Annotated in this window: 21 protein-coding genes; 10 read left to right on the plus strand and 11 right to left on the minus strand. The window is 73.7% G+C overall.

The genetic code is table 11. The annotated features are described in order from the left end of the window. Nucleotides 1-7: 7 nt before the first annotated feature. Together ACZ4NT_RS31040 and ACZ4NT_RS31045 are read right to left on the minus strand one after the other, a co-directional pair. A complete protein-coding gene (locus ACZ4NT_RS31040) occupies nt 8-943 on the minus strand; it encodes a TIGR03619 family F420-dependent LLM class oxidoreductase (protein ID WP_121404677.1) in 936 nt (311 codons plus the stop codon). Between the two features lie 91 nt (nt 944-1,034). Next, nucleotides 1,035-2,282 (minus strand): amidohydrolase family protein, encoded by a 1,248-nt coding sequence (locus ACZ4NT_RS31045; RefSeq protein ID WP_121402342.1) that lies wholly within the window; start codon nt 2,280-2,282, stop codon nt 1,035-1,037. 224 nt (nt 2,283-2,506) lie between these two features. Here ACZ4NT_RS31045 and afsR point away from each other — a divergent pair, with 224 nt between their 5' ends. Then, a complete protein-coding gene (gene afsR, locus ACZ4NT_RS31050; protein ID WP_121402341.1) occupies nt 2,507-5,458 on the plus strand; it encodes an SARP-family global regulator AfsR in 2,952 nt (983 codons plus the stop codon). Nucleotides 5,459-5,647: 189 nt separating this feature from the next. Continuing rightward, nucleotides 5,648-5,854, plus strand: a complete 207-nt coding sequence (locus tag ACZ4NT_RS31055; protein ID WP_467728475.1) for a hypothetical protein — start codon at nt 5,648-5,650, stop codon at nt 5,852-5,854. 92 nt (nt 5,855-5,946) lie between these two features. Here ACZ4NT_RS31055 and ACZ4NT_RS31060 read toward each other — a convergent pair whose 3' ends face one another. Then, nucleotides 5,947-7,551: a FadD3 family acyl-CoA ligase gene (locus tag ACZ4NT_RS31060; RefSeq protein WP_121402339.1), complete on the minus strand. Its 1,605-nt coding sequence runs from the start codon at nt 7,549-7,551 to the stop codon at nt 5,947-5,949. Between the two features lie 111 nt (nt 7,552-7,662). Between ACZ4NT_RS31060 and ACZ4NT_RS31065 the strand changes: the two genes are divergently transcribed. Genes ACZ4NT_RS31065 through ACZ4NT_RS31075 form a run of 3 tightly spaced genes read left to right on the plus strand, consistent with a single transcriptional unit; the run spans nt 7,663 to nt 10,082 of the window. Next, nucleotides 7,663-8,835, plus strand: coding sequence for a lipid-transfer protein (locus tag ACZ4NT_RS31065; RefSeq protein WP_467728476.1), 1,173 nt, complete (start codon nt 7,663-7,665; stop codon nt 8,833-8,835). 9 nt (nt 8,836-8,844) lie between these two features. Next, nucleotides 8,845-9,306 carry an OB-fold domain-containing protein gene (locus ACZ4NT_RS31070; RefSeq protein ID WP_121402337.1) on the plus strand — a complete coding sequence of 154 codons (462 nt, stop codon included), beginning with the start codon at nt 8,845-8,847 and terminating at the stop codon, nt 9,304-9,306. Next, entirely contained in the window at nt 9,303-10,082 is a 780-nt protein-coding gene (locus ACZ4NT_RS31075; protein WP_467728477.1) for an enoyl-CoA hydratase/isomerase family protein, read from the plus strand. Before ACZ4NT_RS31070 ends, ACZ4NT_RS31075 begins: the two co-directional genes overlap by 4 nt. 101 nt (nt 10,083-10,183) lie before the next feature. Here ACZ4NT_RS31075 and ACZ4NT_RS31080 read toward each other — a convergent pair whose 3' ends face one another. Then, nucleotides 10,184-10,798 (minus strand): hypothetical protein, encoded by a 615-nt coding sequence (locus tag ACZ4NT_RS31080; protein ID WP_467728478.1) that lies wholly within the window; start codon nt 10,796-10,798, stop codon nt 10,184-10,186. Nucleotides 10,799-10,930: 132 nt separating this feature from the next. On the opposite strand from ACZ4NT_RS31080, the gene ACZ4NT_RS31085 reads away from it, so the two are divergent. Then, nucleotides 10,931-11,653: a hypothetical protein gene (locus tag ACZ4NT_RS31085; protein ID WP_121402334.1), complete on the plus strand. Its 723-nt coding sequence runs from the start codon at nt 10,931-10,933 to the stop codon at nt 11,651-11,653. A gap of 130 nt (nt 11,654-11,783) precedes the next feature. On the opposite strand, the gene ACZ4NT_RS31090 is transcribed toward ACZ4NT_RS31085, so the two are convergent. Further along, nucleotides 11,784-14,114, minus strand: a complete 2,331-nt coding sequence (locus ACZ4NT_RS31090; RefSeq protein WP_467728479.1) for an outer membrane protein assembly factor BamB family protein — start codon at nt 14,112-14,114, stop codon at nt 11,784-11,786. Nucleotides 14,115-14,334: 220 nt separating this feature from the next. After that, nucleotides 14,335-15,087, minus strand: a complete 753-nt coding sequence (gene kbpA / locus ACZ4NT_RS31095; RefSeq protein ID WP_467728480.1) for an AfsK-binding protein KbpA — start codon at nt 15,085-15,087, stop codon at nt 14,335-14,337. Between the two features lie 144 nt (nt 15,088-15,231). Here kbpA and ACZ4NT_RS31100 point away from each other — a divergent pair, with 144 nt between their 5' ends. Continuing rightward, on the plus strand, nt 15,232-15,867 hold the full coding sequence (locus ACZ4NT_RS31100; RefSeq protein ID WP_467728506.1) for a TetR family transcriptional regulator: 636 nt from the start codon (nt 15,232-15,234) through the stop codon (nt 15,865-15,867). A gap of 108 nt (nt 15,868-15,975) precedes the next feature. On the opposite strand, the gene ACZ4NT_RS31105 is transcribed toward ACZ4NT_RS31100, so the two are convergent. Continuing rightward, nucleotides 15,976-16,428 (minus strand): Lrp/AsnC family transcriptional regulator, encoded by a 453-nt coding sequence (locus ACZ4NT_RS31105; RefSeq protein ID WP_121402330.1) that lies wholly within the window; start codon nt 16,426-16,428, stop codon nt 15,976-15,978. Nucleotides 16,429-16,558: 130 nt separating this feature from the next. On the opposite strand from ACZ4NT_RS31105, the gene ACZ4NT_RS31110 reads away from it, so the two are divergent. Next, nucleotides 16,559-17,221, plus strand: a complete 663-nt coding sequence (locus ACZ4NT_RS31110; RefSeq protein WP_467728507.1) for a LysE family translocator — start codon at nt 16,559-16,561, stop codon at nt 17,219-17,221. A gap of 53 nt (nt 17,222-17,274) precedes the next feature. On the opposite strand, the gene ACZ4NT_RS31115 is transcribed toward ACZ4NT_RS31110, so the two are convergent. Further along, nucleotides 17,275-17,763, minus strand: a complete 489-nt coding sequence (locus ACZ4NT_RS31115) for a nitroreductase/quinone reductase family protein (RefSeq protein ID WP_121402329.1) — start codon at nt 17,761-17,763, stop codon at nt 17,275-17,277. Next, nucleotides 17,763-19,013: an acyl-CoA dehydrogenase family protein gene (locus tag ACZ4NT_RS31120; protein WP_467728481.1), complete on the minus strand. Its 1,251-nt coding sequence runs from the start codon at nt 19,011-19,013 to the stop codon at nt 17,763-17,765. The genes ACZ4NT_RS31115 and ACZ4NT_RS31120 overlap by 1 nt, the downstream gene beginning before the upstream one ends. Before the next feature lie 160 nt (nt 19,014-19,173). Here ACZ4NT_RS31120 and ACZ4NT_RS31125 point away from each other — a divergent pair, with 160 nt between their 5' ends. Together ACZ4NT_RS31125 and ACZ4NT_RS31130 are read left to right on the plus strand one after the other, a co-directional pair. Further along, nucleotides 19,174-20,361, plus strand: a complete 1,188-nt coding sequence (locus ACZ4NT_RS31125) for a thiolase C-terminal domain-containing protein (RefSeq protein ID WP_467728482.1) — start codon at nt 19,174-19,176, stop codon at nt 20,359-20,361. 54 nt (nt 20,362-20,415) lie between these two features. Further along, complete coding sequence (locus ACZ4NT_RS31130) at nt 20,416-21,072, plus strand: pyridoxal 5'-phosphate synthase (protein WP_121402326.1); 657 nt, start codon at nt 20,416-20,418, stop codon at nt 21,070-21,072. A gap of 337 nt (nt 21,073-21,409) precedes the next feature. Here the strand turns inward: ACZ4NT_RS31130 and ACZ4NT_RS31135 are convergent, their stop codons facing one another. Together ACZ4NT_RS31135 and ACZ4NT_RS31140 are read right to left on the minus strand one after the other, a co-directional pair. Then, nucleotides 21,410-22,012: a GNAT family N-acetyltransferase gene (locus tag ACZ4NT_RS31135; protein WP_121402325.1), complete on the minus strand. Its 603-nt coding sequence runs from the start codon at nt 22,010-22,012 to the stop codon at nt 21,410-21,412. Nucleotides 22,013-22,291: 279 nt separating this feature from the next. Further along, nucleotides 22,292-22,723, minus strand: coding sequence for a Zn-ribbon domain-containing OB-fold protein (locus tag ACZ4NT_RS31140; RefSeq protein ID WP_467728483.1), 432 nt, complete (start codon nt 22,721-22,723; stop codon nt 22,292-22,294). Between the last annotated feature and the right edge of the window lie 7 nt (nt 22,724-22,730).

Here is a 22,730-nt window from a genome sequence, read left to right on the forward strand (position 1 = left end):
GCTCTCCCTAGTCGAGGTGGGGCGCGACGTCCGCGCCGAAAGCGGCCATCTGGTCGAGGAGTTCACCGCGGCTCCGCGAGCGGAACCGCACCTGGATCTGGTGCACGCCCATCGCGCGGTAGGCACGCAGGGACTCGGCGATCGCGTCCGGCGCCCCGCGAAGCGTCCGGCGCCCGACGTCCCAGGCGGGTTCGCCCACGTACAGCGGCTCGGTGATGGCCCCGACGACGAAGGGGCCGGCGGCTCCCGCCTCCGCCCGGAGCCGGTGGAGCGCGGCGATCCGCTCCGGGAGCCGGTCGCGCGGATCGCCCTGCGGCAGCCAGCCGTCCCCCCGGACCGCCGCACGGCGCACCGCGGCGGGCGAGGAGCCGCCGATCCAGACGGGGACCCGGTCCTGCGCGGGACGCGGGCGCTGCCCGAGGCCCTCGAAGTCGTACAGCTTGCCGTGGTGCACCGGGTACTCGTCGGGGCCGAGCGCGGCGCGCAGGGCGTCGAGGACCTCGTCGAGCACCTGCCCCCGGCGCTCGAAGTCCACCCCGAGCACCTCGAACTCCTCCCGTACGTGCCCGGCGCCGACACCGAGGACCAGCCGGCCGCCCGAGAGGTGGTCGAGGGTCGCGTACTGCTTGGCGGTGACGAGGGGGTGGCGCAGTCCGACCACGGCGACATGGCTGAGCAGCAGGACGCGCTCGGTCACGCCCGCCAGGAAGGCCAGCGTCGCGACGGGGTCGTACCAGACGGTGCTCATGCCGTCCGCGAGGCGCCGCGGGACGGCCACATGGTCACAGCTCGCGAGGTAGGCGAAGCCGGACCGGTCGGCGGTGCGGGCGATCTCGACCAGGTCCGCCGGGCCCGCCGCCGCCTCCCAGGTCTCGGCGTAGAGGGTGCTCTGCGACTGCACGGGAAGCTGCATCCCGTACGCCAGCCGCCCCTGCGGCGTCATCTCCACGAGCCGCCCCTCCTTATGTGATGGACCGTCATATCGACATCGCGCTGCGGCTCGAAGGCCCGACGGGCAAGAGACGTGCGGGCCTTCACGGCGCCCACAGCCCGTCCTCGGTGAGCCCCAGCAGCTCGACCGCGTTGCGCCGCACGATCCGGTCGACCACGTCCGGCGCGAGGTGGCCCATCTGGGCCTCGCCGACCTCGCGGGACTTGGGCCAGGTGGAGTCGGAGTGCGGGTAGTCCGTCTCGTACAGGACGTTGCCGACCCCGATCGCGTCCAGGTTCCGCAGGCCGAAGGCGTCGTCGAAGAAGCAGCCGTAGACGTGTTCCGCGAAGAGCTCGGACGGCGGCCGGTGCACCTTGTCCGCGACGCCGCCCCAGCCGCGGTTCTCCTCCCACACCACGTCGGCCCGTTCGAGGATGTAGGGGATCCAGCCGATCTGGCCCTCCGCGTACATGACCTTCAGGTTCGGGAACCGCTCGAACTTGCCGCTCATCAGCCAGTCGACCATCGAGAAGCAGCAGTTGGCGAAGGTGATCGTGGAGCCGACCGCGGGCGGTGCGTCGGCGGACGTCGAGGGCATCCGGCTGCTGGAGCCGATGTGCATGGCGATGACCGTGCCGGTCTCGTCGCAGGCGGCGAGGAAGGGGTCCCAGTCGTCGGTGTGGACGGAGGGCAGCCCCAGGTGCGGCGGGATCTCGGAGAAGGCGACCGCGCGGACGCCGCGGGCGGCGTTGCGCCGCACCTCCCGCGCCGCGAGCTCCGCGTCCCAGAGCGGGATGAGCGTCAGGGGTATCAGCCGCCCCCCGGCCGCGGGCCCGCACCACTCCTCCACCATCCAGTCGTTGTACGCCCTGACCCCGAGCAGCCCCAGCTCGCGGTCCTTGGCCTCGGTGAACGTCTGGCCGCAGAAGCGCGGGAACGTGGGGAAGCAGAGCGCGGACCGGACATGGTTGACGTCCATGTCGGCCAAGCGCTGCGGCACGTCGTACGAACCGGGCCGCATCTGCTCGTACGTGATGATCTCCAGCTTGATCTCGTCGCGCGGGTAGCCGACGGCGGTGTCGAGACGGGTGAGCGGGCGGTGCAGGTCCTCGTAGACCCACCAGTCGCCGACCGGCCCGTCGTCACCGGGCGCACCCATCACGGGCGCGAACCTGCCGCCCAGGAACGTCATCTCCTTCAGCGGCGCGCGGACGATGCGCGGCCCCCGGTCCCGGTACGCGGCGGGGAGCCGGTCCTGCCAGACACCCGGCGGCTCCACCGTGTGGTCGTCCACCGAGATGATCTTCGGGAAGGGGGGCGCGGGGTGCTCCGTGGTTTCCGTGGTCTCCATACGAAGCACCGTAGCGCCGATCTGACGGTCCGTCAGCTGTGCGTGCGGGGTGCTCCGCCACCGCCCTCTTCGGCCGGCCGCGGGCGGATCCGTGGGGAGACTGTGTGAGGACCTTGGTGCCTTACCGTGCGGCCCCCTGTGATCGCTGTCTCCCACGGCTGACGCATCCGCCATGAACAAGGCAAACTGGCCTCGTTGTCATGACGGTCGGCAGGGGGACAGCGATGGACGGTGTACCGCGAGTGCCGGAGCAGCGGGGCCCCGAGGAGTCGGTGGCGCTGCACTTCGGCGTGCTCGGACCGGTGCGCGCCTGGCGCGGGGCGGAGCCCCTGCCCACGGGGTCCCCGCAGCAACGCGCCCTGCTGGTCGCGCTGTTGCTGCGCGAGGGGCGCACGGCGACGGCCGCCGAGCTGATCGACGCGCTGTGGGGCGAGGAGTCCCCGTCCCAGGCGCTGGCCGCCGTACGGACCTACGCCTCCCGGCTGCGGAAGGTCCTCAACCCCGGCACCCTGGTCAGCGAGTCCGGCGGATACGCCCTCCGGCTCGCAGACCCCGGCGCGCTCGACCTCGCCCGGGCCCAGCAACTGGCGTCCGACGCCGAGAAGGCGAAGAGCATCGGGGACCTGTGCCGGGCCCGCGCCCTGCTCAACGAGGCCCTCGGGCTGTGGGACGGCGAGCCGCTGGCGAACGTCCCGGGCCCCTACGCCGACACCCAGCGGACCCGGCTGGAGGAGTGGCGGCTGCAACTCCTGGAGACCCGCCTGGACATGGACCTCGAACAGGGCTGCCACGCCGAGGCGGTGTCGGAGCTGACCGCGCTGACCGCGGCCCATCCGCTGCGCGAACGCCTGCGTGAACTCCTGATGCTGGCGCTGTACCGCTCCGGACGGCAGGCCGAGGCCCTGGCGGTGTTCGCCGACACCCGGCGGCTGCTCGCCGACGAGCTCGGCGTCGACCCCCGGGCCGGCCTCCAGGAGCTCCAGCAGCGCATCCTCCAGGCGGACCCCGGCCTCGCGGAACCGTCGGCACCACCGGCGGAGCCCGCGGCCACCGTGGTGCGGCCCGCCCAACTCCCGGCCACCGTGACCGACTTCACCGGACGGGACGCCTTCGTCCAGGAACTGAGCGACGTCCTCGCCGCCGCGTCGACCGCCGAGGGCCGGGTGATGGCCGTGTCGGCCCTCGCGGGGATCGGCGGCGTCGGCAAGACCACCCTGGCCGTGCACGTGGCGCACCAGGCGCGCGGCGCGTTCCCCGACGGACAGCTGTACGTGGATCTGCAGGGCGCCGGGGGCCGCGCGGCGGAGCCGGAGACGGTGCTCGGCGCGTTCCTGCGCGCCCTCGGCACCGCGGACTCGGCCATCCCCGACTCGCTGGAGGAGCGCGCGGCGCTCTACCGGTCCGCCCTGGACGGCCGGCGCGTCCTGGTCCTGCTGGACAACGCGCGCGACGCGGCCCAGGTACGCCCCCTGCTCCCCGGGATGGAGGGCTGCGCGGCGCTGGTCACCTCCCGGGTGCGCATGGTCGACCTGGCCGGGGCGCACCTGGTGGACCTGGACGTGATGTCCCCCGAGGAGGCCCTCCAGCTCTTCACCAGGATCGTCGGCGTGGAACGGGTGGCGTCCGAGCGGGAGGCCGCCCTGGACGTGGTCGCCGCCTGCGGGTTCCTTCCCCTCGCCATCCGGATCGCCGCCTCCCGGCTGGCCGCCCGCCGCACCTGGACCGTCTCGGTCCTGGCCGCGAAGCTCGCCGACGAACGCCGTCGGCTGGACGAGCTCCAGGCCGGTGACCTCGCCGTCAAGGCGACCTTCGAGCTCGGCTACGGCCAGCTGGAGCCGGCCCAGGCCCGCGCCTTCCGGCTCCTCGGCCTCGCCGACGGACCGGACATCTCGCTGGCCGCCGCCGCGGCGGTCCTCGACCTGCCGGCCGAGGAGACCGAGGACCTCCTGGAGTCCCTCGTCGACACCTCCCTCCTGGAGTCCGCGGCCCCCGGCCGCTACCGCTACCACGACCTGGTCCGCCTCTACGCGCGGGCCTGCGCCGAACGCGACGAACATCCGCCGACGGAACGGGACGCGGCGCTGTCCCGGCTCCTGGACTTCTATCTGGCGACGGCGGCGGGCGTGTACGCGATCGAACGGCCGGGCGACCGGCTGGTGGATCACCTGGAGGCCACCGAGTATCCGGGGCTGCGCTTCGCCGACCGCCACGCGGCGCTGGACTGGCTGTACGCCGAGGCCAACTGCCTGCTCGCCTGCGTGCACCAGTCGCTCGGCGACCTCCGGCTCGGCCGGGCGGTGGACCTCCTCTGGGCCGCGAAGGACCTCGCGGAGTCCGGCGCGAACGCCCGCGACTACGGCACCAACGCCGTGTTCGCGCGCGACGCCGCCGAGCGCGCCGGCGACCTGCGCGCCGAGGCACGGGCCCGCACGGCACTGACCGAGGCGCATCTGGCCGGCGGCCGCTTCGACCAGGCCGCCGAGGAGGCGGAGCGGGCCGAGGCGCTCGTACGCCGGATCTCCGACCCCGCCCTCAACTGCTGGGTGCCCAACCACCTCGGTGTCATCGCCGTGTACCGCAGCCAGCACGCGGCGGGTGCGGCGTACCTCCAGGAGGCCATCACCTGCTTCCGGGCGGACGGCAACCTGGCCGGTGAGGCCAGCGCCCTGTGCAATCTGTCGCGGGCGCACCTCGCGATGGGCCGGACCGCGAGCGCGATCGCGCTCGCCGAGCAGGGCATCGGCATCTACGACCATCTCGGGCACACCCTCCGCGGCGCCAATGGGCGCTACGCGCTGGGTCTCGCGCTCGCTCAGGCCGGTGACCCGGGCAAGGCCGTCGGCCAGCTGACCGAGGCTCTGGACGTCTTCCGGGACAGCCGCCAGCGGCTCTGGGAGGGCATGGCCGTCTTCCGCATCGCCGAGATCCGGCTGTCCGAGGGGAAACCCGCGATGGCGGCCGCCCTCGCCGAGCAGTCGCTCGCCGTGCTGCGCGGCATCGGGGGCGACTGGCGACGCGGGAACGTGCTGACGGTCCTCGGGCGGGCGCTCAGCGCGATCGGCCAGACCGACCGCGGCCAGGCCTGCTGGCGCGAGGCGCTGTCCATCTACGAGGAGCTGGGGTCGTCCGAGTCGGCGGAGGTGCGGAGTCTCCTGTCGCCCCTCGCCGCCGCCTGAGCCCCGTCGTTCATCGTTCGTTTATCGCGCTGCGCCATTCTGAGTTCCGTCGAAACGTCGCGTCGGGGGGCAGACGAATCGGCGCGAGGCCCATCACATATGGTGAACGGCCCTTGCACAGACCGCCCGGCGGCCCTCGGGGGAGTCGCCGGGCGACCTGTCTCACCACCAGAACGGGGAGTTGGAACCATGGCCGAGAAGAAGAAGACCGACGGCACCGTCAAGCCGCTCGACACGCACATCACGGACGCCGACGCGGGCACGTTCAAGCCGCTCGACACCCACATCACCGACGCCGACGCGGGCACCGTGAAGCCGCTCGACACCCACATCACCGACGCCGACGCGGGCACCGTGAAGCCGCTCGACACGCACATCACCGACGAGAAGGCCTGACAAGCCACCCGTCCACGGGGATCGGCCGCGGCGGCGCGGAGGGGGAGCCGTCGCGGCCGAAGTGCGTCCGGAGCACTTCCGGTGTCGAGGACTCACTGCACGCGCGTCCGCAACTCCCCCTTCACCACCTTCCCGCTCGCGTTGCGCGGGAGTTCCGGGACGAACTCGATCGTGCGGGGGACCTTGTAGTTGGCCATTTCGCGGCGGGACCAGGCGATCAGGTCGTCGGCGGTGAGGGTGGTGTCCGGGCGGCGTACGACGTACGCCCTGCCCACCTCGCCCAGGCGGGCGTCCGGCACGCCGATGACGGCGGCGTCGGCCACGTCCGGGTGCAGGCCCAGGAGTTGCTCGATCTCCGCCGGATACGCGTTGAAGCCGCCGACGATGAACATGTCCTTGATGCGGTCCGTGATGCGGAGGTTGCCGTCGGGGTCCAGGACGCCGACGTCTCCGGTGCGGAGCCAGCCGTCCGGGGTGAGCACCGCCTCCGTGGCCGCCGCGTCCTCGAAGTAGCCCCCCATGACGTTGAAGCCGCGGACCAGCACCTCTCCGGGGGAACCGGCCTCCACCTCGGCGCCGGACGCGTCCACCACTCGTACCTCCGTGCCCGGGATCGCCCGGCCCGACGTGCGGGCGATGACCGGCGCCGGGTCGCCGCGCCGGCACATGGTCACGATGCCGCTCGCCTCGGAGAGCCCGTAGGCGGTCAGGACCGTCTCGATCCGCAGCTCCGCCTTCAGCCGCTCGACCAGCCGCAGCGGGACCACGGCCGCTCCGGTGACCACCAGCCGCAACGCGGAGAGGTCGTGGGCGTCCCGGGACGGGTGGTCCAGGAGGGACTGGTGGAGGGTGGGCGGCCCCGGCAGGACCGAGATCCGCTCCGCGGCCACGTTCGCCAGCATCGTGTCCACGTCGAAGACGGGCTGCGGGACCATCGTCGCGCCCCGCATCAGGCAGGCCACGATCCCGGCCTTGTAGCCGAAGGTGTGGAAGAAGGGGTTCACGATCAGGTACCGGTCGCCCTCGCGCAGGCCGGACAGCTCGCACCACACGGCGTAGGCGCGCAGCGTCTGGGCGTGCGTGATCACCGCGCCCTTGGGCCGGCCGGTCGTCCCGGACGTGTAGACGATGTCCGAGGGCGAGGAACCGGCAAGGGCGTCGCCACGGGCCCGTACCTCCGCGCTCCCGGTGCCCTCCCCGCTCGCCAGGAAGTCCTTGAACGTGCGGAAGTCGGCGGGAGCGTCGTCGGACAGGACCACGACCTGCTCCAGATGCGGCAGCCCCGGCAGCGGGCCGTCCCCCTGCCCCTCCCCCGCGGCCCGGCGCAGGGAGGCCACATACGACGTCCCGAGGAAGGTACCGGTCACGAACAGCAGCCGGGCCCGGCTCCGGTCGAGGACGTACGCGGCCTCCGCGCCCTTGAACCGCGTGTTGAGCGGGACCAGTACCGCCCCGGCGCACACCGCTCCGAGGGCCGAGACGATCCAGTCCAGGGTGTTGGGCGCCCAGACGGCCACCCGGTCGCCGGGCCGCACCCCGTTCGCCAGGCAGGCCGCCGCCGCCCGGTCCACCCGCGCGCCCAGTTCCGCGTACGACAGGCGCGTGCGGCCCTCGACGACCGCCTCGGCGTCGCCGTACCGCTCCGCCGCCGCCCGCACCAGCCCCGGGATGCTGCCCCACTCCAGGTCTCCGCGCATCGCACGCCTCCCCATCACCGGACCACCGGAGTCCCACTAGCTGACTGACCGTCAGATTAGCTGTAACCTGACGCACTGTCAGCAGCCGGGACCGCGCGCGGAGGTGTGCCCATGGCGGCGAACGGATCGGGAATCACGGCCGGAATCAAGGACGCCACCGCCGTCGTCGGGATCGGGCAGACGGCCTTCGCCAAGCAACTCCCCGAGTCCGAGAAGGCCCTGGCCTGCCGGGCGATCCTCGCCGCCCTCGACGACGCCGGCATCGCCCCGGCCGAGGTCGACGGACTCGCCTCCTACACCATGGAGGAGACCGACGAGGTGGAGGTCGCCAAGGCGCTCGGGTTCGGCGACCTCACCCACTTCAGCAAAGTCGGCTACGGCGGCGGCGGTTCGTGCGCCACCGTCGCCCACCTCGCCGCCGCCGTCGCCACCGGGCAGGCGACCGTCGGCGTCGCCTGGCGCTCACGCAAGCGGGGCAGCGGACCCCGCCCGTGGAAGAACACCACCGTCCAGCTCCCCACCCCGGCCCAGTGGACCCGGCCCTTCGGGCTGCTCCGGCCGGCCGACGAGATCGCGATGCTGGCCCGCCGGTACATGCACGAGTACGGCGCCACCCGCGACCACCTGTTCAACGTCGCACTGGCCTGCCGCAACCGGGCCAACCAGAACCCGGCCGCCATGATGTACGAGCGCCCGCTGACCCGCGAGATGTACATGACGTCCCGATGGATCAGCGAGCCGCTCTGCCTCTTCGACAACTGCCTGGAGACCGACGGCGCGCTGGCCTGCGTGATCGTGTCCGCGGAGCGGGCGCGCGACTGCCGCCACCGGCCCGTCTACGTCCACTCCGCCGCCCAGGGCCTGCCCGCCCAGCACCACGGCATGGTCAACTACTGGAACGACGACCCCCTGACCGGTCCCGCCTGGACCGCCGCCCGGCACCTGTGGAAGCACGCCGACTTCACCCCGGACGACGTCGACGTCGCCCAGATCTACGACGCCTTCACCCCCCTCATCCCGCTCTCCCTGGAGGGCTACGGCTTCTGCGGGCGCGGCGAGGGCGGCGCCTTCACCGAGGGCGGCGCCCTGGAGATCGGCGGGCGGCTGCCCGTGAACACCGGCGGCGGCGGACTCTCCGAGGCCTACGTGCACGGCTTCAACCTCATCAACGAGGGCGTGAAGCAACTGCGGGGCACCAGCACCGCCCAGGTCCCCGGCGCCACCACCTGCCTGGTCACCGCGGGGGAAGGCGTTCCGACCTCCGCCCTCCTGCTCAGGACCTGAGGAGCCGACATGCCCCTGCTGTCCCCCGTCCCGGACGACGACGGCGCCCCGTTCTGGCGGTACGCCGCCCGGGGGGAACTCCGCGTCCAGGCCTGCGCCGAGCCCGGCTGCGGCGAACTGCGCTTCCCGCCGCGCCCCTGCTGCCCGCACTGCCACTCCTTCGCCGACGAGTGGCGCAGGATGAGCGGCCGCGGGCGGATCTGGTCCTACGTCGTCCCGCATCCGCCGCTGCTGCCTGCCTACGCCGAGCAGGCGCCGTACAACGCGATCGTCGTCGAGCTGGCCGAGGCGCCGCGGATCCGGCTCGTCGGCAACCTGGTCGGCGGACCGGACGCGCCGCTCGACTCCGTGGACCCCCGGCGCATCCGGATCGGGGCGCGGGTGCAGGTCGTCTTCTCCACCGCCGCATACCGGGACGGGTCCCGGACCGGCGGCGTGACCGTGCCGCGCTGGGTACTGGAGCGGACGTGAGCGGCGGCCTGCGCACGAGCACCGACCAGGACACCGGCGTCGCCGTCCTCACCCTGGACCGGCCCGCGAGGCTGAACGCGATCGACCTCGCTCTGGCCGGCGAACTGGCCAGCACCTGGCGAGCGTTGCGCACTGACGACTCCGTGCGGGCCGTCGTCCTCACGGGCGCGGGCGACCGGGCCTTCTGCACCGGCATCGACCGCGGCGCCGACGTCCCGCAGCCCGCCTCGCCGTACATGATGGACGATCCGCTGCTCACGGTCGGCCCGAAGGCGAACGACCTCTGGAAACCGGTCGTCGCCGCGGTCTCGGGCATGGCCTGCGGTGGAGCGTTCTACCTGCTGGGCGAGGCGGAGTTCGTGGTCGCGGACGAGACCGCCGCCTTCTTCGATCCGCACACGACCTACGGCATGGTCAGCGCCTACGAGTCCGTCCACATGGTGCAGCGGATGCCGTACGGCGAGGCCGCACGGACGGCGCTCATGGGGACCGCCGAACGGCTCTCCGCCCGCCGGGCGTACGAGATCGGCCTGGTCTCCGAACTCACGCCTCCCGGGCGGGCGTTGGAGGCCGCGGTGCGGTGCGCCACCGTCATCGCCTCGCATCCGGCCGAGGCGGTGCAGGGCACCGTGCGCGCCCTGTGGGCGGCGCGGGAGGCGGCGAGCGCGCCCGCGTTCGCGCAGGCGCCGCACCTCATCGCGCTCGGCAACCTGCCGCCGGCGCGACAGGCGGAACTGTTCGCCGCGCGCCGGCCGGACGGATTCCGGACGCGGTGAGCGGACGCCCGGGCCGGGACCGGTGGGCGGACGCCCGGGCCGGGACCAGGTGCGGGCGCGTGGCGGCGCCCGCCACCGTCCGTCTCCGGGCCGGACCGGCCTCAGCTCTCCGGCCGGGCCGCCGGGTCGACGTCGCAGCGGTCCACCGAATCGACGAGGCCCGAGCCGCCGACCTGCACGCGGACGGTCGCCTTGTCGTGCGCGGGCACGGTGACGTACGCGTGGTGGAAGGTCACGCGGATGTCCCTCATGTCGTAGAAGTCGACCCGCACCGCGAAGGTGCCCTTGCGGGAGTTGGGGTTCGTGACCTCCACGGTCGCGTACGGAGCCGTCTTGGTCGCGCAGCTCACCAGCCGGGCCTTCGCGTCCTCCAGCGCCCTGGAGCTGCCGGAGGAGGTGGAGCGGTGGGTCGGCCGGCGGTTGTAGCCACCGGTGGTGCTCCCGCCGGTGCTGCTGCTTCCGTACGTGTCGTCGTCGTCATCGTCGTCGTAGTAGCCGCCGCCCGAACCGGAGGTCGTCGAACCGGAGCTGTACGACCCCCCACCCGATGACGACGACGAGCTGTCGTGGTTCTGGCTGGAGCTGCTGCAACCGCCGCCGCCCCCACTGCCATGACGGCTGCCGCCGTGACCGCGCCCCGTCGAGAAGCCGGTCAGTGCGAGCACGACCATGGCCAGAACCGCTGTGAATTTGAGACTGCGCCCCCGTGTCTGCATCTGATCAGCCTACCGACGGGCCGCATCCGGTCATCCAGGCCGGCGGGCATGCGCGCGCACTCTTCACATCGCATGGCGGGTGCCGGGCGCGCGGCGTAGCGTCGATGAGGAGAGCAGTGAGGAGGCCCGCGTATGGTCCGCAACGTACTCGGGTCGGTGCTCGCCCTCCTCGGAGCGGCGGCCGCCGTCTGGAGCCCATTCCGCGCCTGGTACGACGACCGTCACGGACGGGACTACCGGCTGGGCGACCTCTTCTCCGGCACCGGAGTCACCGACGCCCGGGCCGACTTGCTCCTCTCCCTCTTTCTGCCGTTCCTCGTCGCGGCGGTCGTCACGGTCGTCGGGGTGCTGCTGCGGTCGCGGTTGCTGGTCGCCCTGGCGGGTGTGGCCGTGCTCGGCTTCACCGTGCTGTGGATGGTCCGCGTCGGTCAGGCCGAGTCCGGTCTGATTGTCGACAGCGAGGGGAACGGCCTGGGGCCGGGGGTCGCGGGCGCGTTCGCCGGCGGGGTGCTGCTCCTGCTCGGTGCGGCCGTGATGCGGGGGCGGGGACGGCGTGAGCGCGCGGCGACGTTGCCGCCGCCCGGACCGGGTGAGCCGGCCGAGCCGCACGAGACGGGCTGGGAGCCCGAGCAGTCCTGGGAGCCCCGGTCGCCCCGGGGCCGGGAGGGCCGGCAGTCCTGGGAGCACGGTGAGTCCTGGGAGCACGGTGAGCCCCGGGAGACGCCGGGGCAGGGCTGGGGAACCGGGCCGGCGGATCCCACCCATCACCGGCCGCCGCCCGGGCAGCAGGGTGGCACGGGGGCGGGCGAGGATGCGCCGACGGAGACGTGGCGGCGTCCGCCGGACCAGCGGTGACGGGTGGCCGACGTCGGCTGCCGTGCCGCCCGGGGGCTGCGCCCCCGAACGCCCCTGTCGCGCGAACCCCCCGTCGCGCTGACGCGCTCGTCCCCGAACTCCGGACGGGCCGGGATTCTCCCGGCCCGGCTCACGTGGTTCGTGCGGTGCCCGTGCCCTTCTCCGCGTCCAGGGCGTAGACGCAGCGGTCCTTGCTGCAGGCGTAGACGACTCCGTCCTTGACGACGGGTGCGCCGGTGATCTCGCCACCGGTGGCGAGTTTCCAGCGGAGCCGTCCGTCGTCGGCCTTCAGCGTGTAGAGGAGGTGGTCGGTGGAGCCGAAGTGGATGCGGCCCTCGGCGACGGCGGGGGCGCCGACGATGTCGCCGCCCGCCTGGAACCGCCACTTCGGGGTGCCCGTCACGGCGTCGAGGGTGTAGAGGCCCTTGCCGCTGCCGACGTGGACGTGCCCCGCGGCGACCAGGACCGGCTCGATGGAGGCGCGGGACTCCGTCGCGATCCGCCAGCGGTCACGGCCGTCGGTGGCGTCGAGGGCGTACACCGTGCCGAGGTAGTCGGCAAGGTAGACACCGCCGCCGGTCACCGCGGGCCCGGGCGCGAACGTGGGCGCGCAGAGGAAGACGGCGGGGGCCTCGAAGTGCCAGCGGACGTGGCCGCTCGTCACGTCGATGGCGAGGACACGGGTGCCGGCGGAGACGTACACGTATCCGTCGGGTGCCGTGGTCAGCCGGACGGGGACGCCGCCGCAGGACGCCGCGTCGCCGATGGGGTACGACCAGCGTTCCTCGCCGGTCCGGGACTCCAGGGCGCGCAGTCGCGCGTCCTTCCAGACGTAGACCGTGCCGTCGTGGACGGCGGGACCCGCCTCGGGGGACTCGAAGTCGATCTGGGCGCCGGTGATCTCCCACAGCTTCTGGCCGTTCGCGGCCTCCCAGGCCTGTACGCCGCCGCCGCGCGTGCCGGTGACGACCGTGCCCCGGTCGGCCTTCAGGGAGTAGACCCAGGCGTCCGTGGACAGGCGCCACAGGTCCGCCCCCTCGCGGGCGTCCAGAGCGAAGAGCGTGGGGCCGTCGGAGGCGTGGATACGGCCGTCCGCGACCGCCATCGACCACGCGACGTCGCGGGTCTTGAAGCGACGCCGCCCGGTGGCCACGTCCAGCGCGTGGACCTCGAAGGAGGTGACGTAGACGAGGTCGTCGGCGACGGCGGGGGTCCCCCACACGTCGTTCGACATCCGGAACCGCCAGGGGCGCCAGCCGGCCGGGGACTCCGGAGCACGGGCGGGCGGCGCGACGGTGGGCGCCGGGTCGGCGCCGTTCACGCCGGGGCGCGGGCGGGACCAGGACGCGGCGAGGCCCGCCTCCGGAGGGGGCGCCTTCACCGCTGCGGCGCGGGCGTCGGCGACCCGGGGCCCGGGCCCGATGGGCACCTGCCCCCCGGCCAGCCGGACCGGGCCGGTGTCGGGCGCGCCGACGGGTACCGGGGCGTGCTGCGGCACGGGCGGCGCGGTCACGGCGCCCCGGGCCCCGCCGCCGCGGCCGGACGCGGCCGGCTGCACCACCGGACGGCCGCCGCGGCGCGTCTCGATCAGGCCCACCGCCCGCTCGGGCAGCCACGCCGACGCCGTACCGCTGTCGTCGGATCCGGAGCCGAAGAGGTGGGGGGCCAGCTGGGCCTGGAGGTCGGCGGGGTTGGGCCGGGCCGTCGCGTCCATCTGCATGCAGGACTCGATGAGGGGGCGCAGCTCGTCCGGGAGGCCTTCGAGGTCCGGCCCCTCGCGCAGCAGCATGAACACCGTCTCGACGGGGTTCGCGCCGTGGAAGGGGGCGTGACCGGTGGCGGCGAAGACGAGCATCGAGCCGAGCGAGAAGACGTCACTGGCGCCGGTGACGCTGCGCGAGTCCTTGGCCTGCTCCGGCGACATGTACGCGGGGGTGCCGACCGCGACGTTCGTCATGGTCAGCCGGGTGTTGGAGACCCCGGACGCGATGCCGAAGTCGATCACGCGAGGGCCGTCCTCGACGACGAGGACGTTGGACGGCTTCAGGTCGCGGTGGACCAGTCCGGCGCCGTGGATGGACTGCAGCGCCTCGGCGACTCCGGCCGCCAGCCAGCGCACCGCCTGGGCCGGGAGCGGCCCGCACTCGTTCACTATTTCCTCGAGCGAGGGCGCGGGCACGTAGGCGGTGGCCAGCCACGGCACGGCCGCCCGCGGGTCGGCGTCGACGACGGCGGCCGTGTAGAAGCCGGACACGGCCCGCGCCGCCTCCACCTCGCGGGTGAAGCGGACCCGGAACAGCTGGTCCTCGGCGAGCTCCGTCCGGACCGTCTTGATCGCCACGCGGCGGCCGGACGCCGAGCGCGCGAGATAGACCAGCCCCATGCCGCCCGCACCCAGCCGTCCCAGCACCTCGAACGGCCCGATCCGCCGCGGATCGTGCTGCGTCAGCTGATCCACCACTTGCCTGCCACCTCCCCGTACGGGCCGCGTCATCCACGTATGAACGCGGCCCCGTGCAGCGTCTCACCACCGAACCGCCATGGCGGCACGCACCCTGATTCTTCCTGTCCGGGCCACCGGTTGCGAACCCGGGTGCGGATCGGGGTGTCTCAGGACAAAACCACGTCGGGCGGCTTCTGCAAAGCGGCGGCCGGATGCTGGAACGCGGACGGGGCCCGCCTCAGCGCTGCATCACCGCGAACGACGCCCCCTGATTGTCCGCGACCACGGCCACCCGTCCGTACGAGGTGTCGAACGGGGGTGCCTGTACCCGGCCGCCGAGGTGCCGGACCGTGTCCAGCGCCTCCTCGCAGTCCCGGACGCCGAAGTGGACGAGGAAGTGCGGGGGCATCTCGGCCGGGAAGATGTCGGACACGGCGGTCCGGCCGACGTCGGGCCGGTCGGGGGTGCCGAAGAGGTCCTCGTAGAAGCTGCCGGACGGATTCCTGGCGTACAGCTCGGCCCGGCAGAAGGAGCCCGGCTGATGGCGCCGGCCGAAACCGGGGTGGCTGCCGGCCTCCCAGAGACCGAAGACGGCGCCCTCGGGGTCGGCGGCGAGCACGGTCGTGCCGAGGGAGTCCACCGGCAGCGGCCCCGTGATCACCTGCCCGCCGGCGGTCCCGATCCGCCCGGCGAGCGCCGCCGCGTCGGGGGTGGCGAAGTACACCGTCCAGACGGTGGGCATCCGGCCGTCCCGCTTGGGCAAGAGGGCGGCGACGGGCCGGCCGTCCCGGCGGGCCCACACGGAGGTGCCGTGCCGCGCGGGGGACGTACGAGGGGTGTGCGGCGTGCCGTACGCCTCCTCGAAGGTCCAGCCGAAGAGCTCACCGTAGAAGCGCTTGCCCGCCTCGACGTCGGAGAGCTGGGCGTCCGTCCAGCAGGGGACGCCCTCCGCGAAAGCGGCGGATGCGGCAGATGCCGTGGATTCGGCCATGCCGCCAAGCTAATGGCCCCTCACGCACCCCGCACGGCGGACGCACCCCTCTCCGAGGGCCCGGAAATGGGCGTACTCCCCATTTGCAGTCGGCCGAATCGCGCTCCGATCACCCCTCGGTAAGCTGACGGCATGACAGGACAAGTGCGTACCGTCGACGGCCGTGTGGCCGGACGGCGTGGGCAGGCGACCAGGCAGAAACTGCTCGACTGCCTCAGCGAAATGCTCAGCTCCTCGCCCTACCGGGACGTCAAAGTCATTGATGTCGCCCGGAAGGCGGGCACGTCACCGGCGACTTTCTACCAGTACTTTCCGGACGTCGAAGGCGCCGTCCTGGAGATCGCCGAGCAAATGGCCGCGGAGGGGGCCGGGTTGACCCGGCTGCTCGAAGGCCGCTCCTGGGTCGGCAAGGCCGGCTGGCAGACCGCCCAGGAACTCGTGGACGGGTTCCTGGAGTTCTGGCGCAGGAACGACGCGATCCTGCGCGTCGTCGACCTCGGTGCCGCCGAGGGCGACAAGCGGTTCTACAAGATCCGAATGAAGATCCTGAACTCGGTGAACAACTCCCTTACGGACACGGTCACCGAGCTGCAGTCGAAGGGCAAGGTCGACAAGGACGTGAATCCGGCGGCGATGGCCGGTTCGCTCGTCGCCATGCTCGCGGCGGTCGCCTCGCACCAGAAGGGCTTTCAGACGTGGGCCGTCAAGCAGGCTGAACTCAAGCCGAATCTGGCGATGTTGGTGCACCTCGGCGTCACGGGCAAGAAGCCGACGAAGTAGCGCCCTTCCTCTTCTCCTCGACACAATTCCTGTCATGCGGGCGGCAGTCCACCGGTGTGTGGACCGCCGCCCGCTGCGCTGCCCGGACGCCTGTGCGCGGCGCGCCCCCTATGCGGGCAGCGGGCGGTCGGCGACCACGTGCTTCATCACCAGCGTGGACGTCAGCCGCTGCACGCCCGGAAGGGTCGCGAGCCGGTCGTCGTAGAGCCGCTGGAAGGCGGCGAGGTCGGCGGTGGCGATCCGCAGCAGGTAGTCGGGCTCGCCGAAGAGCCGCTGCGCGTCCAGGACGTGCGGGATGTCGGTGAGGGCGCCCTCGAAGTCGGCGATCGTGTCGCGGTCCTCCTGGCGCATCGACACGAAGACCAGCGCCTCGAAGGTCAGCCCCACGGCCGCGGGGTCCACGACCGCGCGGTACCCCCGGATGGCGCCGGACCGCTCCAGCTCCCGCAGCCGCCGGTGGCACGGCGAGACGCTGAGCTGCACCCGCGCGGCCAGCTCCGTCACGGTCAGCCGCCCGTCCTGTTGGAGCTCGGCAATGATTTTCCGGTCAACGGCATCCATGGAGAAGATCCTGCCCCAGGAGTCGCGATCATGGGCAAACTTCAGGAACACCTTCGCCGCAATCGCGCCTAATGTCCCCCGCATGACTATGGGGATGGACCTGGGGATCGGCCTGGGCGGCGGCCCGGGGATGGATCCGGCGCGCGTGGCGGCCTTCCTCGCGCTGGACCTGCTGCTGGTGTGTGTGCCGGGCGCCGACTGGGCGTACGCGATGGCCGCCGGGCTGCGGGACCGCTCGGTCCTGCCGGCCGTCGGGGGCCTCGTCGCCGGCTATGCGCTGCACACGGTCGCGGCGGTGGCCGGTCTCGCCGTCCTGGTCGCCGGTTCGCCGCACCTGCTCACGGCACTGACGCTGGTGGGCGCGGCCTATCTGGTGCGGCTGGGCTGGGGGGTGCTGCGCAGGCCGGCCGCACCCGGGGCCGCGTCCGGTGGCGGGGACGGGGACGGCGACGGCCGCGGTTACAGTGACGGGGCCGCCGTCCCGCCCGTGCGCGCCTTCCTGCGCGGCGCCGGGATCAGCGGCCTCAACCCCAAGGGACTGCTGCTGTACCTCTCCGTTCTGCCGCAGTTCCTCGACCCCGCGGCCGGGCGTCTCCCGGTGGCCGCGCAGACCGGGGTGTTCGGCGCGCTCCACATGGCCGCCTGCGCCGTCGTCTACCTCACCGTCGGCGTCCTCGCCCGGGTCGTCCTGCGTGCCCGCCCGGCCGCGGCCCGCGCGGTGGTCCGCACGTCCGGTGCGGCCATGCTCGGCATCGGCGGATTCCTGCTGGTGGAGCAGCTGGCGGCGATGTGAGCGACCGGGCGCTCCCGGGCGGCCGGGGTGGCGGGGGGGGGCCGCCCCCGCGGTCATCGCGGCACGATCCGGAACAGGCGGATCTCCCGGCTGATCCGGCGCTGGTACGCGGCGTACGGCGGCCAGAAGTCCAGCGCCGCCCGCCATGCCGCCGCCCGCTCGTCCCCCTCCAGGAGGCGGGCGGTGACGGGGACGTCCCGGCCCTGCCAGCTGATCCCGGCGTCCGGGTGGGCCAGCAGGTTGGCGGTCCAGGCGGGGTGGTCCGGACGGCCGAAGTTGGAGCCGACGAGGACCCAGCTGCCGGGCAGCCCGCCGTCGGCCCGGCCCTCCGGCATGCAGGCCAGCGGCGTACGCCGGGGCAGCCCGCTCCTCGCGCCGCGCACCGTGAGGACCACCCCCGGCAGCATCCGCGCGCTGAGCAGCACCCGGCCACCGGTCATCCGGTGGACGGCACGGTCGAGAGCGGGGATCACGTGCGGCGCGATCCGGGCGAACGTCCTGGTCGAGGACACCTTCTGCACCAGCCGGACACCCGCGGCCATCAGACCGCCACCTCTCCCGCGCCGAACAGCCGCGCCGCCTCGGCCGCGTGCGCCCGCAGTCGGTGCACCGGCCCGAACAGCAACTCGTCGCCGGCCGCCCGCTTGAAGTACAGGTGCGCCTCGTGTTCCCAGGTGAACCCGATGCCTCCGTGCAGCTGAATGCCCTCGGCCGCCGCGCACCGCAGTGCCTCCAGTGCCTGCGCGAGCGCCAGCCCGCCCACCCGCTCACCTCCGGCGGCGCACGCCCAGGCCGCGTAGTACGCCGCCGACCGCGCCGCCTGCACCTGGACATGGACGTCCGCGAGCCGGTGCTTGACCGCCTGGAAGGAGCCGATCGGCCGTCCGAACTGGTGCCGCTGCCGCACGTACTCCACGGTGCGCTCCAGCGCGCGGTCCGCGGCTCCGACGGCCTCGGCGGCGAGTGCGGCGGCCGCCGCGTCCCCCACGGCGGCGAGCGTGCCGAGCACCTCGGCGTCCTCGCCGCCGAGCAACTCGGCTTCCACGTCCCGGAGTTCGATCCGCGCCTGGGGCCGCGTCGCGTCCAGCGCGGTCTGCCGCACCCGCACGAGCCCGCCGGAGCCGGCCGATCCGGCGGCCTCCGGCTCGATCCCCTCACGAGCGGCACCTCGTGAAGCGGGCGGTACGGGGCGTACGAGGAACAGCAGGGTCCGTGGGCGCGCGAACCCTCCGGTGCGCGCGGCCACCACGAGCAGCCCCGCACTGTGCCCGTCGAGCACCTGCGCGGCCTGCCCGTAGAGGCGCCACGCCCCGTCGGCGCGTCTCGCCTGGACGCCGCCCGCCCGGCCCCCGCCGGCCCAGTCCCCCCGGTGGTCGCCGACCAGCCCGAGGGCGGTGGCGAGGCCGGGGCCGGGCACCGCGAGGGCGGCCGTCAGGTCCCCGGCGGCGATCGGAGGCAGCAGAGCGGCGCGCTGGGCTCCGGTGCCGAGGGCCAGGATCAGCGGGGCGGCGAGCAGAGCCGTGGCCGGCAGCGGCGAGGGGGCCAGGAAGCGCCCCGACTCCTCGCAGGCGAGGGCCAGTTCCGTCACGGAGCACCCCACGCCTCCGTACGCCTCCGGAAGCGCGAGCCCGGGCAGTCCGAGCTGCCGGGCCAGCGCCTCCCACAGTGCACCGTCGTACCCGGCGAAGGCCCGCTCGGCGGCCCGCAGCTCCTCCGTACCGCAGCGTTTGACCAGCAACTCCCGCACGGTACGGCGGATCTCGTCCTGCTCGGCGGTGAAGCGGGCGTCCATGAGCGGGCTCCTCCCCCGGGCCGTTCCCCGGCCCCCGGATCTGACGGTCCGTCATGTTAGGCCCGTCCAGGGCAGAAGCACAGGGGCGCGGCGCCCTCCCGCGAGACCCCTGATCTGATGTACCGTCAGATTTGTGATCCCTCCCCCACGGAACCCCGGGATGTCCCGGACCTCCGCCCGCGCGGGCGGGCGCAAGGTCGCCGTCGTCGGCGCCGCACTCTCCGACTGCGGCCGGGTGGACAACGCCACCGCGTACGCGCTGCACGCCCAGGCGGCCCGCCGCGCCCTGGCCGACTCGGGACTGGACCGCACGGTGGTCGACGGCTTCGGCTCCGCGGGCCTCGGCACCCTGGCCCCCGTCGAAGTGGCCGAGTACCTGGGCCTGAAGCCCACCTGGGTGGACTCCACCTCGGTCGGCGGATCCACCTGGGAGGTGATGGCCGCCCACGCGGCCGACGCCATCGCCGCGGGCCACGCGAACGCGGTCCTGCTGGTCTACGGCTCCACCGCACGCGCCGACCTCCGGGCCGGCCGCCGCACCGGCACCCTCTCGTTCGGCGCCGGGGGGCCGCTCCAGTTCGAGGTCCCGTACGGCCACACGCTCGTCGCCAAGTACGCGATGGCCGCCCGCCGCCACATGCACGACTACGGCACCACCCTGGAACAGCTCGCCTCAGTCGCCGTCCAGGCGCGGGCGAACGCCGCGCTCAACCCGGAGGCGATGTTCCGCGACCCGGTCACGATCGACGACGTCCTGTCGGGGCCGATGATCGCGGACCCCTTCACCAAGCTGCACTGCTGCATCCGCTCCGACGGCGGGGCGGCCGTCCTGCTCGCGGCCGATGAGTACGTACGCGACTGCCGGACCTCCCCGGTGTGGGTCCTCGGCACCGGCGAGCACGTCTCCCACGCGACGATGTCCGAGTGGGACGACTTCACCGTCTCGCCGGCCGCGGTGAGCGGACGGCTCGCCTTCGAGCGGGCCGGCCTGCGCCCGGACGAGATGGATTTCGCCGAGATCTACGACGCGTTCACCTACATGACGCTCGTGACACTGGAGGACCTCGGGTTCTGCGCGAAGGGCGAGGGGGGCGCTTTCGTGGAGAAGGGGCGGCTGACGCTGCGCGGGGACCTGCCGGTCAACACCGACGGCGGCGGCCTCTCGGCCCAGCATCCCGGCATGCGCGGGCTGTTCCTGCTCGTCGAGGCGGTACGGCAACTGCGCGGGGAGGCGGGTGAGGGCCGCCAGGTGCGCCGACCGGACGGCGGCCCGCCACGACTGGCGGTGGCTTCCGGAACAGGGGGCTGGTTCTGCTCGTCGGGGACGGTGGTGCTGGGCCGGGACTGACGTCCCGGGACGGCCGGGCCGTCCCGGCCGGGGGCCACCGGCGATACTCGCTCCATGGAACCGGATCTTCATGAGCTGCTGAGATCGCTGCGGGTGTGGGACACCGACCTGCCCGGCTTCGCGCCGGACGAGGCGCCCGGGGACCCGCTGACCCTGTTCGGGCGCTGGCTCGCCGAGGCGGCGGCGGCCGGGCAGACCGAGCCGCACACCATGGCTCTGGCCACCGCGGACGAGGACGGCCTCCCCGACGTCCGCACGGTGATGCTGCACGGCGCCGACGCGGCCGGCTGGTCCTTCGCGACCCACGTGACCAGCCGCAAGGGACGCCAGCTCGCCGCCCGCCCGTACGCCGCCCTGCACTTCTACTGGCCGGTCCAGGGCCGCCAGATCCGCCTGCGCGGGCCGGTCACCGTCGCGCCCGCGGAAGAGGCCCAGGCCGATCTGCACGCCCGATCCACCGGTGCCCTGGCCGCGGCCCTGGTGGGCCGGCAGAGCGAGGTCCTGCCGTCGCGCGAGGAACTGGACCGCGCGTCCGAGGCGGCCTGGGCACAGGCCGAGCGCGAACCGGACGCCCCCGCCCCGACCTGGACCCTGTACCGGCTGCGGCCCGAGGAGGCGGAGTTCTTCCAGGGGGACGCCCGCCGCCGGCACCTGCGGCTGAACTACCGGCGTACGGACGGGGGCTGGCGCAAGGAACTGCTCTGGCCGTGACGCCCGGCGACGGTCCGCTGCCGGAGACGCGGCGCGGTCCGGTGGGGCCCGGTGACGGCCGGACCCGGTGGCGGCCGGTGGCGGCCGGTAGTCACCGGTGGTCCGGCGGTAGCCGGCGGTCCGGTGGTAGCCGGCGGTCCGGTGGTAGCCGGCGGTCCGGTGGTCCGGCGCTGATCGGTGCCCCGGTGGTGGCCGGTGCCCCGGTCACCCCACGTCGGGCTCCGGGTCCGTGGCGATCCGCGCGTGGAAGTGGACGTCCCGGAACGGGTCGGTCCGGCGGTCCGGCGGTCCGGTGGTCCGGCGCTGATCGGTGCCCCGGTGGTGGCCGGCGCCCCGGTCATCCCACGTCGGGCTCCGGGTCCGTGGCGATCCGCGCGTGCAGGTGGACGTCCCGGAACGCGTCGGTCCGCCCGGCCTCGAACATCGCCTCCCGCAGCGTCCCCTCGTACCGGAACCCGCACCGCTCGGCGACCCGGCAGGAGACGTCGTGCCCGAGCGCATGGCCGAGTTCCAGGCGGTGCAGGGCCAGTTCGGAGAAGGCGAAGCGGGCGGCCAGCGCGAGGGAGCGGGCGGCCACCCCTCGGCCCCGCGCCTCCGGCAGCACCCAGTAGCCGACGTGGGCGCAGCTCGTGACGTGGTTGATCTCGTTGACGCCGATGTGTCCGAGGATCTCGCCGCTCTCCGCGTCCGTGACGCAGAACGACACCCCGGTGCCGTCGACGGCGCTCTCCGTCCGCGCGCGCAGGGACTCCCGCGCGCCGTCGATGTCCCGGACCGCCTTGAGCGGCGTGTTCCAGCGCTGGAATTCCGGGTCGGACAGCCCCCGCAGCCAGGCGCCTGCGTCGGCGTCGGACGCGGCGTTCCAGGCCCGCAACCGCAGACCGTGACCGCGCAGCTCGCGGGTGGGATAGATGGTGTACTGCTCGTGGACCTCGGCCATCCAGCCATTGAAACCCGCCGAGCCGCCCGACTCCCACCCGGGTCCCGCCCGGGTGTCCGTCCGACTTCCTCCCGGGCCCGGCTCACCGCTCGCAGAGCTCCCATCCGGGTCGGCGCCCCCGTCGGACTCCCTCCCGGATCCGGCCCGACCGCCCGTCGAGCTCCGCGAGGACGGCATGATCACCCCACCCGCCCGTGACGGCCCGCCCCGGCTGCGTCCGGTTCCGTGATCCGCGGCGGACAGGACGCTCGCCTCTCGTCCGCCTCCCGACGCAGGGGCTCAGCCGCGAGGCCGGAAGACCGGTACCCGCAGGTCCGCCGGCGCCGACGGTCCGGCCCCCGGCACCGCACCCAGCGCCCGGAACGCGACCTCCAGCTCCATCCCGATCCGCAGCACGTCCTCCGCGCAGTCCACGACCTCGGTCATCATCCGGGGCCCCTCGGCGAGGTCGACCACGGCGGCCACGTACGGCGTGCGCCCGCCGAACGGCGGGAGGTCGTTGCGGTGGACGACGGACCAGGTGTGGAGCGCGGCGCGCCCGCTCGCCCGCAGCCAGTGCACGTCCTCGCTCCAGCAGTGGGGGCAGAACTCGCGCGGATAGTGGTGGACGCGCCCGCACGCGGCGCACCGGCGCAGCAGCAGGCGTCCCTCGGCCGCCGCCTCCCAGTAGGGACGACTGAACCCGTCGGTGTCCGGCACGTCGAACCGCACGGCCCCG

Source organism: Streptomyces sp. NPDC026417 (assembly GCF_055567695.1).

Bases quoted from the DNA above. Each gene is read 5' to 3' on its own strand.
- ACZ4NT_RS31105 (WP_121402330.1), bottom strand. From the start codon at position 16,428: ATGGATGCCGTTGACCGGAAAATCATTGCCGAGCTCCAACAGGACGGG.
- ACZ4NT_RS31130 (WP_121402326.1), top strand. From the start codon at position 20,416: ATGGAACCGGATCTTCATGAGCTGCTGAGATCGCTGCGGGTGTGGGAC.
- ACZ4NT_RS31135 (WP_121402325.1), bottom strand. From the start codon at position 22,012: ATGGCCGAGGTCCACGAGCAGTACACCATCTATCCCACCCGCGAGCTG.
- ACZ4NT_RS31045 (WP_121402342.1), bottom strand. From the start codon at position 2,282: ATGGAGACCACGGAAACCACGGAGCACCCCGCGCCCCCCTTCCCGAAG.
- ACZ4NT_RS31125 (WP_467728482.1), top strand. From the start codon at position 19,174: ATGTCCCGGACCTCCGCCCGCGCGGGCGGGCGCAAGGTCGCCGTCGTC.
- ACZ4NT_RS31040 (WP_121404677.1), bottom strand. From the start codon at position 943: ATGACGCCGCAGGGGCGGCTGGCGTACGGGATGCAGCTTCCCGTGCAG.
- ACZ4NT_RS31110 (WP_467728507.1), top strand. From the start codon at position 16,559: ATGGATCCGGCGCGCGTGGCGGCCTTCCTCGCGCTGGACCTGCTGCTG.
- ACZ4NT_RS31080 (WP_467728478.1), bottom strand. From the start codon at position 10,798: ATGCAGACACGGGGGCGCAGTCTCAAATTCACAGCGGTTCTGGCCATG.
- ACZ4NT_RS31060 (WP_121402339.1), bottom strand. From the start codon at position 7,551: ATGCGCGGAGACCTGGAGTGGGGCAGCATCCCGGGGCTGGTGCGGGCG.
- ACZ4NT_RS31065 (WP_467728476.1), top strand. From the start codon at position 7,663: ATGGCGGCGAACGGATCGGGAATCACGGCCGGAATCAAGGACGCCACC.
- ACZ4NT_RS31055 (WP_467728475.1), top strand. From the start codon at position 5,648: ATGGCCGAGAAGAAGAAGACCGACGGCACCGTCAAGCCGCTCGACACG.
- ACZ4NT_RS31085 (WP_121402334.1), top strand. From the start codon at position 10,931: ATGGTCCGCAACGTACTCGGGTCGGTGCTCGCCCTCCTCGGAGCGGCG.
- afsR (WP_121402341.1), top strand. From the start codon at position 2,507: ATGGACGGTGTACCGCGAGTGCCGGAGCAGCGGGGCCCCGAGGAGTCG.
- kbpA (WP_467728480.1), bottom strand. From the start codon at position 15,087: ATGGCCGAATCCACGGCATCTGCCGCATCCGCCGCTTTCGCGGAGGGC.
- ACZ4NT_RS31120 (WP_467728481.1), bottom strand. From the start codon at position 19,013: ATGGACGCCCGCTTCACCGCCGAGCAGGACGAGATCCGCCGTACCGTG.
- ACZ4NT_RS31115 (WP_121402329.1), bottom strand. From the start codon at position 17,763: ATGGCCGCGGGTGTCCGGCTGGTGCAGAAGGTGTCCTCGACCAGGACG.
- ACZ4NT_RS31070 (WP_121402337.1), top strand. From the start codon at position 8,845: ATGCCCCTGCTGTCCCCCGTCCCGGACGACGACGGCGCCCCGTTCTGG.